This is a genomic window from Salinicoccus sp. CNSTN-B1, assembly GCF_054792835.1.
This window is the reverse complement of the sequence record NZ_JBTWMN010000004.1, coordinates 147,925-161,382: the sequence shown is the minus strand read 5'-3', so window position 1 is coordinate 161,382 and position 13,458 is coordinate 147,925. Positions and strand designations below refer to the sequence as shown.

Genomic DNA, 13,458 nt, shown 5'->3' with positions numbered 1-13,458 from the left:
CGCTGTATACCATATTACCAATGAACGATAGGCATAATGGAGTGATTTGTCCTTGTACTCTTTCCCCAGCTTGGTGTATCTCCTGGTACATGGCCACTGCTGGAGATAGCTCCAAATCCATATTGTCTCAATTCAATGGCACCGCCGCCGATGAAATCAAGGTCCGAGTGGTCGAAGTTATCTGCAGCATAATCGTTTACAGCAGCCCCGAGCGCCCCGGCTCCCATATAAAGGTTGAATTTCTCATTTTCGAAATAACCACGTGCGCCATGGAAAGCAGAGTTATACTGGCCATTGAAATTACGACCGATCGTACCTTTTTTCGTCTCGGGATCGTATTGTTCACCGATATCGGAAAGCATCAACAGACGGTTATTTGAAAATGCGAATGCTGCCAATACGACTACATCTGCAGGTTGCTCATATTCGTCACCGGTGGCTTCGTCAACATACATGACACCAGTTGCTTTCTTAGAATCATCATCGTACAGTACACGGCGTACATTCGCACGTGTCCTCAGTTCGAAGTTATCCTGTCTTGAAGCAGTTTTTACTACGGTTGCGATAGGATCTGATTTAGCAGAGAAATCACACCCGGCTCGTGTACAGAATGAACAGTACATGCAGGCGTTGAGCTGTTCCCCATCTGGATTCTCGTAATTTTGTGAGAGGTTGCCTGCTGCAATCTGGAAAGGGTGCAGGCCGAGATTCTTTGCCGCATCCTTAAAGAGCTTCAACGAAGGTGTTTCTTTTAGAGGTGGGTTTGGCCATGGTTTCTTTCTCTTTGGTGCCATTGGGTCCTGCTCTCCTGAAATGCCCGCAGTATATTCCCACTTCTCGTAGTATTTCTCCATCTCATCATAAGTAATGCCCCAATCCTGAAGGTTCATATCTTCAGGGATTTTATCTTCACCGTAACGATCGATCGTCTGGCTCCGTATTTCGAACTCATATGGCCAATAGCGGTACGAGGCACCAGCCCAGTGTACGCTGGCTCCGCCGACACCAGTTCCAAGCTGCATATCTTCCATTGTGCGCACCGGCAAAGCAGTTTCATCGATTTCATTCCTTGAGGTGATGGTATCCCCTGAAAGTTCCTGCATGATTTGATATCGGTTATCGAACCTCAGTTCATCTTTGACGCCGACATAATCTTCCCGGGTTTTATCGACACCTTTTTCCAGTGCCACAACCTTTTTTCCAGCTTTAGCCATCTCGGCGCTTACGATGCCTCCGGCCCATCCCATACCTACTACAACGACGTCCACCTTATCTAACTTTTCGGCCATCTATATGCCACCTCCCTGATATTGCCTCAATGCTTCTGGTTCCAATGACTGGAACTCTTTTGATTCTATTTCATTAATCCATCCCATACGCGGTCCAGGATATTCGATCATTTTCCATCCTTGCATATCCTTATTGCCACCATATGCAGGATCAGAATAGACGCCTTCTATTGTCATATTTCTGAGCAGGTTAAAGAAGAATTCAGAAGTTACCCCTTTAATGTCAACGTCCCCTGCTTCGAAACTTTTCAAGATTTCATCTTGTGCTTCCCCGTCAAGATCCGGGAACGCCTTATCATGTTTTTCGTTGCTCACTTCATCCAGACGTCTCAAACCGAAAAGGAATATGTCCCCACGTATCAGTTTTGCCTGAAGTCCATGTGTGTCTGAAGCCATCGGTTTAAAAGGCCCCATTGTGTAATCTTGGCTGTTCTGGCCGTAGAACCCACTCATCTGGCGATCGATGAAGTAAGGCACGCCGAGGGCAATAGCCCCAGGACCATTGTCATCTTCAGGATAGATACGCTCAGTGGCTGCAGCCAACGTTTCGAAATCTTCACTCCGGCTGAAGAAAGTACGTGCAGCCACATTGCCGTCTTCGGCACCAGAATCGGATCCGGTTGTTTCATTGGAAGTTGCGGTTTCTTCATCATCGAATAGGTCCGTTTGATCCATGACGACCCCGCCGAGTAAAGAACCTCCAATGATTCCGCCGGTAAATACTCCGGTGGTCTTCAAAAAGTCACGTCTCGAAAATTGCTTTTCATTATCATTGCCGCTCATAGTCATTCTCCTTCCATAGGGTTATTTAGACATAAACTGGACATATCCATACTTTAAGTCTAACTTTAAACTTAGCGTTGTCAATGAGCATATGAAAATAAAAAAAATAGTGTATTGCCGCTCTATTCAGAAACAATCAAATGTTGGATATAAATTTATGTGAATAGATATATCAAGACGGTTGTGGCTCATGAAATGGAATTAATAGAACGACTTTTTAAGGGTAATCGGTTGGAAAAGCAATACCACCAGGGGTATAATAGGAGTTAGTAGAAAGGAGGATACAGATGTTTTCAATATTTAATCCAGTAAAATCTGTTTCCACGGAAGAATTGGCTGAAGCACTGCAAAGGAATAGCAAACTACTCGATGTAAGAACTCCAGGAGAATACCGTTCCGGTCATATCAGAAGATCGATCAACCTACCATTAAATAAGATAACTGATTACAAAGATGACTCAAAGCCAGTCTATATCATCTGCCAATCCGGCATGAGAAGTAGGAAAGCGACAAAAATCCTCAGAAAAAATGGTGTAGAAGCCATAAATGTCCATGGCGGAATGAACCAGTGGCGAGGCAAGCAAGTGACAGGGAAATAATAAGAAACTGACAGTACCATTCAAATTAATATTCGGGTGATACTACACAAATGGGTGGTTGTACAATAGTCGGGATTGTAATCTGAGTAATGCATGGTACATTGGAAAGGAATGGTTTACTCGGTGTAAAAGCATGATTCGGCATCAATGGCCATATAAGAATAATGGGAGTGTGGGTATGGATATTAAGGTTCTGTATGAAGACAATCATCTTCTTATTGTTGAGAAGCCAGTGAATCTACTTGTGCAAGGAGATGATTCGAAAGACGAGGATCTACTGAATATATTAAAAGGGTACATTAAAGAAAAGTACAACAAGCCAGGGGACGTCTACCTGGGACTGGTACACAGGCTTGATCGCCCTGTGGGAGGCGCGATTGTGTTTGCGAGGACTTCAAAAGCCGCTTCAAGATTATCCGAAGCATTGAGGACTCATCAGATTTATCGTAAGTATGTTGCTGTAACGCGTGGACATCTGCCTGAAGACCGGGGTAGGTTGACCGATTATCTTTGGAAGGACCGCAGCAAAAATATAGTAAGTGTGGTCAAGCCGGATAAAAAAGATGCTAAACAGGCAGTGATGGATTACAAAGTTCTAAAAAGCAACGAAGAAGGCAGTCTGATTGAAATTGAATTGAAGACAGGACGTTCCCACCAGATAAGGGTCCAGCTGGCCAATCAGGGGACACCTCTTTATGGTGATCAGAAGTACGGTCGAAGTATAAATAAGCCAGGTCAGCAAATAGCACTTTGGGCCTCGAAATTGAGTGTGAAGCATCCTACAAAAGACGAGATGGTTGTTGTGGAGTGCCCACCACCAGAAACGTATCCCTGGTCCTATTATATGTGAATTAATGAAGAACCCCAGTCCATATAAAACCCCCTCCCTAGTCAATAAATTGATTTAGGAGGGGGTTTTATGATAAATCCTTGAGGTTTTGTGTTCAGGTCAATGGCGGCATTTGTAATTAATCTTCTTCTTTTAATCCAGTCTTCAAATCTTTGGCTTCAAATACTTTAGTCCTAGCCGGATAACGGGGATGATCTTCCTTTAATGACCGGAACAGTGACCACATCATAAAGATGATGACAAGTGAAAATGGTAGTGCCGCGATAATCAGTAGGTTTTGTATACCTTGTGTGCCGCCCGTGTAGATCATGATGAGGGCGAAGGCGGATAAGGTGATGCCCCAGATGATCTTGACTATGCCACTTGGAAAATTATTTCCATTTGTCGTCAACATCCCGATCACGTATGTCGCCGAGTCGGCAGATGTGATAAAGAATACCGCGATGACGATAAGGGTAAGCAGACTCAACAGGAAACCTAAAGGATAATTCTCAAACATTGCAAACGTCGCAGTTTCCGTTGCGAATCCTGAAATATCCGCTATGCCATTCTCCTGCAGATTGATTGCCGAACCTCCAAATACCGCAAAGAATATGAAGCATACGAGTGTCGGAGCAAATAAAACGCCCAATATGAATTCTTTGATGGTCCGCCCTTTCGACACACGGGCGATGAAGATACCGACAAATGGAGCCCAGGAAATCCACCATGCCCAGTAGAAAACGGTCCAATTTTCAAGCCATGCAAATGCATCACTGTCATTCATGGGCAGTCTCAAGCTCATATCGAAGAATCCGGAAATATAATTCCCAAGAGAATTGGTAAACATATTAAGGACATAAAGTGTAGGGCCAACAAGGAAAAGGCCGATCAGTACTACCACTGCAATGACCATATTGAAATTGCTCAACATTTTAATCCCCTTATCGATCCCAGACCAGGTCGACCATGTGAAGAGCAGAGTCGCTACGGCTATGATGAGGAATTGGACAAGAAAATTAGCGGGAATCCCAAACAGGAAGTTGAATCCCTGATTGATCTGTAAGGCGCCAAAACCGAGGGTTGCAGCTACTCCCGTCACTGTAGCGATTACAGCAAGCACATCCAGGAAGGTGCCTAGGGCACCCTGCATCAATTTTTTCCCAAACAAAGGCGTTAACGTGGCGCTTACGAGGCCTTTATAGCCTTTGTGAAAATTAAAGTAGGCAAACACAAGTGCCACTATGCCATACACCGCCCATGCGTGTATGCCCCAGTGGAAGAAGGAGAACTGCATAGCCTGATCAATGGCTTGCTGCGACCCGGGGGATGCAATAGGTGATGAAGAAAAAGCATGGCTGATTGGTTCGGCTGTGGTCCAGAAAACTAGCCCTATGCCCATTCCGGCACTGAAGAGCATCGCAAACCATGAATGGAGGGAAAATTCAGGTTCTTCTCCTTCCTTACCAAGGGTGATGTTGCTGAATCTGGAAAAAGAAGATAGATACAGACAAAAAGTATGGCCAATACCAACAGCAGATAGTACCAGCTGAAATTTGTGGATATGAGTGATGTTACATACTGCGTAGATGACTCCAGTCTCTTAGGTACGGCTGCTCCCACTGCCACGAAGAGGATACAGATGGCTAAAGCCCACCAAAATACTGAACTAATTGATTTTTTATCATTCAATTCAACCACTCCTATATATGAAAGAATATGATGTTTCCCGGGAAATGCCCATGGAGGTTGGAATGCCTGCTGATCTATCAGCAGGCATTCCAATCACATGGCTATTCTACCAAGTTGGCTTTAACAAGATAATCTTTTGCAACGCGGTAAGGGTCTTCATTTTCAACCGCAACTCTATAGTTCATCTCCTGCATTTCTTCGTTCGATATTTTACCTGCCAACTTGTTCAATGGTTCTACTATTTCGGGATGCTCCTCCAAATAGGCCTCCTTGAAAAGAGGTGCACCTTGGTAAGGGGGAATACATTCTGGTCATCCTCCAGGATTACCATCCCGAATTGTCTGAGTTCAGCATCAGTTGAATATGCATCGACAAGATTGATGTCACCACTCTCCACCGCCTGGTACCTCAGGCTCGGTTCCATTGTGCGTACATTGTTGAAGTCGAGGTCATACGTTTCTTTTATGGCTGGATAGCCATCTGTCCTGTCGCTGAATTCAAGTGTGAAACCAGGTTTTATCTCATCTTCTATACTTCTTAGGTCCCCTATCGTTTCAAGATCATTCTCTTCTGCAAACTCTTCCTTTACGGCAAGTGTATAGGTATTATTGTATTCCATCGGTTTAAGAAGCGTCATATCAAATTCATCCTCCAGGCTGGATTTGGCCTGTTCATAGACAGCTTCTTCTTCTTTGGAGTCAAGCTCTTCCTTAGTCAACTCGCCAAGGACTGTCCCTGTAAACTCAAGATAGCCGTCAATGTCATCGGATTTCAAGGCACTGAATAGGAAAGAAGTCTTACCGAGTCCATCTTCGACTTTAACTGCATAGTCTGTTTCTTCTTCAATAAGTATTTTATACATATTTGTGATGATGGAAGGCTCTGTTCCAAGTTTTCCGGCGATGGTCACTGTTTCTTCCTTTTGGGAGAAGAGCGGCCCTACTGAGATCAGCAACATGGCCAGAAGTATTGCACCGAGCGTAATGGTTATTTTCTTATAGGATAGATTCTGGATTATCCGAAGCGCAACATCAAAGAATATCGCAAGCAATGCTGCAGGAATAGCACCGAGTATAATCAGGGAAGTGTTGTTGCGGTCGATCCCGAGTAATATCAAGTCCCGAGACCGCCAGCCCCGATTAACGCCGCGAGTGTCGCTGTTCCAATGATAAGTACCATGGCTGTACGTATACCAGCCATTATGACAGGCATTGCAATGGGAAGTTCAACCTTTGTCAGACGTCTCATTGGCTTCATGCCTATCCCGCTCGCTGCTTCAACCAAGGAATCATCCACTTCATCGATGCCCGTAAATGTGTTTCTGAGTATTGGCAGCAATGCGTATATGACGAGGGCAATCACTGCCGGCACTTTACCAATGCCAAACAAAGGTATCATCAAGCCGAGCAGTGCGAGAGAAGGTATCGTCTGCAAGACAGCTGCAGTATTGATGACTGCTTCCGATAGCTTTTTTGTTTTCGTAAGTGCGATGCCAAGTGGTACTCCTATAAGGACTGCAATAAGTAAAGCGATGAATGAAATCTGGATATGTTCTATCAAAGTGGTGAGGAGTTCGCCTTTTCTATTGCTGAAAGTTTCGAAAAAAGTACTCATTAGCGCTCCTCCTTGCTGCTAGACATGTACCTGAAAACATCTTTGGGACGGATCCGCTTCCTGCCCTGGTCAGTAAGGACGATTACACTGTCATTTTCCGACAAGCGATCAAATGCATCACGAAGAGAAGCATTGCCTGAAAGTTCAGGAACACCGATATTTTCCTCCCCATCTAATGGGGGTATTTCTTTAGCCAATTCGCCTAAAGCCACTTGTTGCATACGATAATTATCCAGGTCGCCAATGAATTCCCTGACGAAATCATTGGCAGGTTGTGACATGAATTCGTCAGGAGTGCCGATTTGTTCAACTCTACCTTCCCGCAGCAAACAGATTCTGTCACCAAGTTTCAAAGCTTCCTGAATATCGTGTGTGACAAACACAATGGTTTTTTTAATCTTTTTCTGAAGGTCTACAAGATCATCCTGGAGTTTTTCCCGACTGATCGGATCAAGTGCGCTGAATGGTTCATCCATGAGGATGACAGGCGGATCTGCTGCAAGAGCCCGGACGACCCCCACCCGCTGCTGCTGACCCCGGATAGTTCACCCGGATAGCGATTTTTAAACTGTTTGGGTTCAAGTCCGACCATATTCATCAGCTCGTCTATCCGGGCGTCAATCTCCTTGGTGGACCACTTCTTCATCTGTGGTACCTGAGCTATATTTTCTTTGATGGTCATGTGCGGGAACAATGCAATCTGCTGTAGGACATAACCGATATCCCACCGCATTTCATAGACCGGATATTCACTGATGGGGTTATCCTTGAAATAAATATATCCATTTGATAAGGAAATAAGCCGGTTGATCATCTTCAAAGTGGTGGTCTTGCCACAACCTGAAGGGCCGATCAGAACAAAAGTCTCGCCTTCTTCAATGTTGAAGCTTACATCTTCGACCGCTAACTTGTCGCCGTACCGCTTGGTAACATTTTCAAATTTAATCATAGAGTCTCTCCTAGTTAAATGACTTATTAGGTATGTGAATGGATGGGAAGGTCAGGTCTCGGCAGGATAGACGACTGTACCATCTTCTTCAATAATAGGCATGGCGCCCCACTTCCCGAGCTCATGTTCAACAACCTGGGGGGCCTCCTTGTCATAGATCAGATGGTGCACATCCCAACCGTTTGCTGCCATCCAATTGCTGATTATAAGCCGGTGGCAGCGTGCAGGGTGTCTTTCAGAACACATGCAGGCTACTTTATAGTCATCAGCTATGGCTTTGATTTCTTGAATCCCTTCCATAAACTCATCTGTCAGGGTGTAATCGGCGTAATTATGAAACGATTGGTTGCGCCATCCATCGTTCAGATTACTCCCCACTACGGAGGAGATGCTTTTTCTACCACCGAGAAGCGGATGATGCCGATAGGTTATATGTGATTCTTCGAGCCATTCGCTCATTTGTTCTATATCAAAATAAGGATGTTTACGGCTATGGGGAAATGCTCGTATATCAGCAATATAATCAATCTTTTCATAAGCGAGCAATTTTAGGAAGTCGGTTTGGCTATTTGTGGAATGCCCCACTGTATAAATGTCCATAACAGCCACTCCTCCAGTCTAACATTCTTGATTCATTAGAAGTCCCCTGGCAATAAGCAGGGGACTCTGTTAATTTTTAAATTTTAAAAGCAGCGGCACACTTACAGCAGCGGCACCTAATACGAGTGGGTACCATTTCATGGATGAATTTGATCTGCTGGCGCGCGTGCTTCTTTTGCTAGAACCAGTGACAGAATCATTTTTTTTCGAAGAATCCTTCTGTCCCAGCCCTTTTAGTATCTGTAGCGCCATATTTAGCCCTGCCAGGACTTCCGGGTCTTTCAATGCGGCGAAGAGCTCCCTGTAACCGGAAGATCGGTCACTTTTGTCATATTTGGCAGCTTGGGCAATCCCATTATTCAATTTATGGGCGACGGGCTCCAGACTATCCATATCGAGGCTACTGAGCAGTTCAAAAAGCAGCAGCAGATTATGGATTGAATGAGGCGCCTTGGAACCGTCCAAGGCTGTAACAAGGCGAGTGACGATTTTACTGCTTTGACCAAGCGAGGCATTTGCTATATTGAAAAATTCACGCTCACGCATTTTTTCCATCATTTTAAGAACATCGTTCAATGAATCTTTATGTTCTATAAACAACTCTTCGATTTCGTGCAATGCCTTATCATGCTCAACTTCCGGGTCGACTTTCATTTTATGGATGACTTTTGTCGCTCTTGCCATTATTTATTCGACCTTCTTTCCTTTACGATATCACCTGGGAAGATATAATCATCTCTTGCCCACTTCTCCTCGACGCGTACGCCTATCTGAGGCTGAGGATTTCCATTACGGTGGTTGATTCTAGGCATTGGGCTCTCTCCTTTCGGTTCGAGAACCTCCATTTTAACGGAGACTTCCTTATATGCAGGTGTATCCGTGTCTTTATCGGAGTGGGAACTGGTCAAGTAGTTTATCGCGCCTTCACCATTAGTGTTCATCGGCAGATAAAGCTGATTGCCGAACACCCGGTCTGTAACGATGCAACTTACTTTGACGCTACCGTAAGGCGAGGTTAATCTGACTACTGTGCCATCTTCCAGATTACGTTCCTTGGCAAGTTCGTGTGAAACTTCAAGGAATACTTTCGGAGTCTTTCTGGTGATGCCTTCAGATTTATAGGTCATGTTCCCTTCGTGGAAGTGCTCGAGTATACGGCCATTGTTGACATGTAGGTCGTAATCTTCACCAAATTCCACTGGCTTTGTCCAATCCACCGGCCACAAACGGGCTTTGCCATCAGGGAATGGGAACTTGTCTTCGAATAGGAGTGGCGTATCAGTACCATCTGCATCTACAGGCCATTGCAGACTATCATACCCCTCGAGTCGGTCATAGCTTACACCTGCAAACATCGGTGTTAATGAAGCTGCCTCATCCATGATTTCTGAAGGGTGGCCATAATCCCAGTCAGCCCCCATACGGTTGGCGATTTCGACGATGATCTGCCAATCTGGTTTAGAATCTCCGAGCGGATCCAAAACTTTGTAGAGACGCTGGAAACGCCTTTCTGTATTGACAAAAGTCCCATCTTTCTCAAGACTCGGACTGGCAGGGAGGACGACATCGGCGTATTCACATGTTTTGGAGAAGAATATATCCTGAACTACGAAGAAATCGAGTTTCTCAAAAGCGGAATGTACATAGTTGATATTAGAATCGACGATGCCCATATCTTCACCCTTAAGATAGAGGACATCTAATTTGCCATCGTGTATGGCGTCAACCATTTCATGGTTATTCAAGCCTGGTTCCTTCGGTATTTCAGAGCCCCAACTCTTCTCAAAGCGTGCCCTTACCTCGTCATCAGTAACAAACTGATAACCTGGGAAACGGTCCGGCATGCTGCCGAAGTCACTAGCTCCTTGAACGTTATTGTGTCCACGCAGAGGGTATGCTCCGGCACCTGGTTTCATATAGTTGCCTGTAACGAGCAATAGGTTGGATATGGCCGTACTTGTATCACTGCCCCCACCATGTTGTGTGACACCCATGGCCCAAAGTATGGAAGTGGTTTCGGCCTGGTGAATGGAGGTGGCTATCTCAATCAGTTCATCTTTCGACATTCCTGTGGTTTCGGAAGCATAATCCAGTGTGTATTTATCTAGACTTCTGATGTACTCTTCGACATCATTGACATGCTCACTCAAGAAGGTTTCGTCATGCCACCCCTGATCGATGATATATTTCGTGACAGCAGATAGCCATACTAGGTCACTGCCGGGTGCAGGTCTGACAAACAAATCCGCACGATCTGCCATTTCATGTTTGCGCAAGTCTGCGACAATCACTTTTTGGCCATACAGTTTCTGGGCACGCTTGACACGTGTTGCGAGTACAGGATGTGATTCTGCTGTGTTGGACCCGATTGTAATGACAAGTTCAGCTTGACCGATATCCGTGATGCTACCGGAGTCCCCACCGTATCCGACCGTACGCCATAGCCCCATAGTAGCTGGAGATTGGCAATATCTGGAACAATTATCGATATTATTTGTACCGATGACACCTCGTCCCAATTTCTGCATTAAATAGGATTCTTCATTCGTACACTTTGAGGAAGAGATGAATGCTAACGCATCTGGCCCCTTCTTACTCAATGTTTCTTTGAATTTACTTTCTATAAGGTCAAGCGCCTCTTCCCATTCTGCTTCGCGGAAGGCATCGCCCTCTCGTATCAGTGGTTTTTTCAGACGTTCTTCACTATTGACGTAATCCCATCCAAACTTCCCTTTAACACACGTGGAGATACCGTTAGCAGGCGCCTCCTCCTGAGGTTCTATTTTTAATATTTCGCGGCCTTTTGTCCAGACATCGAAAGAACAGCCGACTCCGCAGTAGGTACATACGGTTTTTGTCTTTTCAATTCTTTCTTCGCGCATCTGGGCTTCCATATCTGAAAGGGTCATCAAAGAGCCATAGCCAGTTTCTACATCTTTAGTTATGTTGACCATTGGTCTGAATGATTCTTGCGCCATCCCGGTCAGGAAACCGGCCTCCCCTTCCATACCAGTCTCCATCATGGCATTACAAGGACATACCGTCGCACAATGTCCGCAGTTTACACAGGATGATTCATCTATCGTCGTATCATTGTCCCATATGACCCTTGGCTTTTCGAGAGTCCAGTCAATCAGGAGTGTTTCGTTGACCTGGAGGTCTTGGCACGCCTCGACACAGCGTCCACATAGAATACACTGGTCAGGATCATAGCGGTAGAATGCATTTCGATTGATTTCCGCCCCCTTTGTTTCATGGGGAGTGTCCTGGTGTTCGATTCTCATCTCTTTCACTGTATTATGTATCTCACAGTTCCCGTTGTTGAAATCACATACTGTACAATAGAGCTCGTGATTACCGAGTATACGATCCATTGCGATAAGTTGCGCTTCATGCACGTCATCACCAAGTGTTTCCACCACATCTCCAGGCTGTAATTCTGTGGAACATGAACGTACAAATTCTCCATTGACTTTTATGATGCATGTATCACATGTTTCAATCGCACCAAGGCTTGGATGATAACAGAGGTTCGGTGGTTCTAGGTTAGTGTTCTTCAAATAATTCAAAGCTGTAGTATTTTCTTCGATTGATTGTGTACTGCCGTTTAAAGAAACATCGAAAGGCTGCATGATAAGATTCCCCTTATTAGACAGATTTATAAAGTATTTCCCTTATGAAAACGAATCCAAACATTTTTATAAGCTTTTATATAGGAAAAGACTTTTTAGGATGCGAACAGCATAAGAGTTGCTTATCATTCTACTATTAATGTAAATAAATAGAAAGTTCGAAATTAATGTTGAAATTAAGGGCGGCAGACCAGTCAGTATGCTTGATGATAAGAAGGTGCCGGAGTTCGGCGAGGGGAACGATTCGAAAAGTTGTAACGGTTTTAACTAAAGGGGGCGAAATTTATAACGCCATCTATTGAATAGGAAAGAGATAACGGGGAAGAAACGCTTAGAATGCTATAAAATAAACGTTTTTAAATAATAAATAACGCTGTGCATTATAAATTTAAGTAATGCACAGCGTTATAAATAAAGAAAATGGAATATATACTTAAATACTTTGCTGCCTGTTGCCAGGGAAATCAAATTCCTATGTTTCAATACTTTTAGGACGAGGATTTTCTTTGGGATGAATATAGGAATAATTTTCGACTTTTTCAGCAGGTATAAGTCTTTCTGTTATTTCATATGGGGTACTGTAGTTCATTTCAGAAATGACGAGCGAACCATCTTCTTTTATCGATTCTATATAAGCGACATGTCCCAGTTCCCCACGTTCCGTTTGTAACACAGCTCCAGGAGTGGGTTCTTGGTCTACTTTATAATCATCATCGGTTGCATTCGAAGCCCACATCTCAGCATCATACCAGTCCACTCCTATCATATTGCCATCCTCTTTAATTTTTTCAAATACATAAAAGGTGCACTCTCCTTTCTCATAAGCGTTATACACCATAGGATCAGGGAGGACCATGTATTCTATCTTAGCCCACAATCCATCTTCCATCTGATTGTCTACGTAATAAAGACCAATTGCGAGCAAGGCTATGATGGTGGCTGCAAACCATTTTTTCACGTGGAACATCTCCCTTTAATTACTGATGTTTGGTGGTCTAGATCAAGTGTTTAGAAGTGTAGTTATTTAAAAAAAAGCAGCTGATGGCAGCTGCTTTCCTCTCTGTTCATTCACTTTTTACTGAATGTTTCAATTAGACTCAATAAGCTGAGCGATGCCCATTTAAGAGCGTTCTTGCTACCTTCGAATCCATGCCCTGCTTTAAGGTGCTTAAATACCGCAACACCTAAGACGCCACTGATCATCAGTGAACCGATACGGTTAAATGATTTGCCGAGGAATGACGCAAATAGGAATAGTGAGCCGATAGCTTCGAGATAGCCTGCAATCTTCATCTGGTCTGGGTAACATTAAATTCTTTTTCGAAGTCCTCTCCCATTTGACCTTCATTTTCTATTTTTGCCAGACCGCCTTCAATGACATTCTTGCCTATGTAGGCATTTAATAAATATTGTATCATTAACAACATCTCCTTTCATAATCTATAGTTTCTCAGACTGAAGCAATAATGTC

10 protein-coding genes and 3 pseudogenes are annotated in these 13,458 nt (G+C 44.2%); 2 read left to right on the top strand and 11 right to left on the bottom strand.

Annotated elements, in window-relative coordinates:
- Positions 1-14 precede the first annotated feature (14 nt).
- Together ACYF68_RS01010 and ACYF68_RS01005 are read right to left on the bottom strand one after the other, a co-directional pair.
- The gene (locus tag ACYF68_RS01010; RefSeq protein WP_461045109.1) at positions 15-1,289 is read right to left on the bottom strand and encodes a GMC family oxidoreductase N-terminal domain-containing protein; all 1,275 of its coding nucleotides are present in this window, start codon (positions 1,287-1,289) and stop codon (positions 15-17) included.
- Complete coding sequence (locus ACYF68_RS01005; RefSeq protein ID WP_461045108.1) at positions 1,290-2,072, bottom strand: gluconate 2-dehydrogenase subunit 3 family protein; 783 nt, start codon at positions 2,070-2,072, stop codon at positions 1,290-1,292.
- Positions 2,073-2,359: 287 nt separating this feature from the next.
- Here ACYF68_RS01005 and ACYF68_RS01000 point away from each other — a divergent pair, with 287 nt between their 5' ends.
- The gene (locus tag ACYF68_RS01000; RefSeq protein WP_461045107.1) at positions 2,360-2,671 is read left to right on the top strand and encodes a rhodanese-like domain-containing protein; all 312 of its coding nucleotides are present in this window, start codon (positions 2,360-2,362) and stop codon (positions 2,669-2,671) included.
- Positions 2,672-2,849: 178 nt separating this feature from the next.
- Positions 2,850-3,521: an RluA family pseudouridine synthase gene (locus ACYF68_RS00995; RefSeq protein ID WP_461045106.1), complete on the top strand. Its 672-nt coding sequence runs from the start codon at positions 2,850-2,852 to the stop codon at positions 3,519-3,521.
- 118 nt (positions 3,522-3,639) lie between these two features.
- On the opposite strand, the pseudogene ACYF68_RS00990 reads toward ACYF68_RS00995, so the two are convergent.
- The 9 genes and pseudogenes from ACYF68_RS00990 to ACYF68_RS00950 all read right to left on the bottom strand — a co-directional run bounded on the left by ACYF68_RS00990 (position 3,640) and on the right by ACYF68_RS00950 (position 13,405).
- Positions 3,640-5,123 (bottom strand): annotated as a pseudogene (locus ACYF68_RS00990) (BCCT family transporter).
- 170 nt (positions 5,124-5,293) lie between these two features.
- Positions 5,294-6,806: pseudogene (locus ACYF68_RS00985) on the bottom strand (ABC transporter permease/substrate-binding protein).
- Positions 6,807-7,086: 280 nt separating this feature from the next.
- Positions 7,087-7,755, bottom strand: a pseudogene (locus tag ACYF68_RS00980) (ABC transporter ATP-binding protein); the annotation flags it as partial.
- 51 nt (positions 7,756-7,806) lie between these two features.
- Entirely contained in the window at positions 7,807-8,355 is a 549-nt protein-coding gene (locus tag ACYF68_RS00975) for a DUF488 domain-containing protein (protein ID WP_461045105.1), read from the bottom strand.
- A 69-nt stretch (positions 8,356-8,424) separates the two neighbouring features.
- The gene (locus tag ACYF68_RS00970; protein ID WP_461045104.1) at positions 8,425-9,039 is read right to left on the bottom strand and encodes a helical membrane plugin domain-containing protein; all 615 of its coding nucleotides are present in this window, start codon (positions 9,037-9,039) and stop codon (positions 8,425-8,427) included.
- The gene (fdhF, locus tag ACYF68_RS00965) at positions 9,039-11,987 is read right to left on the bottom strand and encodes a formate dehydrogenase subunit alpha (protein WP_461045103.1); all 2,949 of its coding nucleotides are present in this window, start codon (positions 11,985-11,987) and stop codon (positions 9,039-9,041) included. The genes ACYF68_RS00970 and fdhF overlap by 1 nt, the downstream gene beginning before the upstream one ends.
- Before the next feature lie 472 nt (positions 11,988-12,459).
- On the bottom strand, positions 12,460-12,954 hold the full coding sequence (locus ACYF68_RS00960) for a CHAP domain-containing protein (protein WP_461045102.1): 495 nt from the start codon (positions 12,952-12,954) through the stop codon (positions 12,460-12,462).
- A gap of 101 nt (positions 12,955-13,055) precedes the next feature.
- Positions 13,056-13,280 carry a hypothetical protein gene (locus ACYF68_RS00955; protein ID WP_461045101.1) on the bottom strand — a complete coding sequence of 75 codons (225 nt, stop codon included), beginning with the start codon at positions 13,278-13,280 and terminating at the stop codon, positions 13,056-13,058.
- Positions 13,277-13,405 (bottom strand): hypothetical protein, encoded by a 129-nt coding sequence (locus tag ACYF68_RS00950; protein ID WP_461045100.1) that lies wholly within the window; start codon positions 13,403-13,405, stop codon positions 13,277-13,279. Before ACYF68_RS00950 ends, ACYF68_RS00955 begins: the two co-directional genes overlap by 4 nt.
- Between the last annotated feature and the right edge of the window lie 53 nt (positions 13,406-13,458).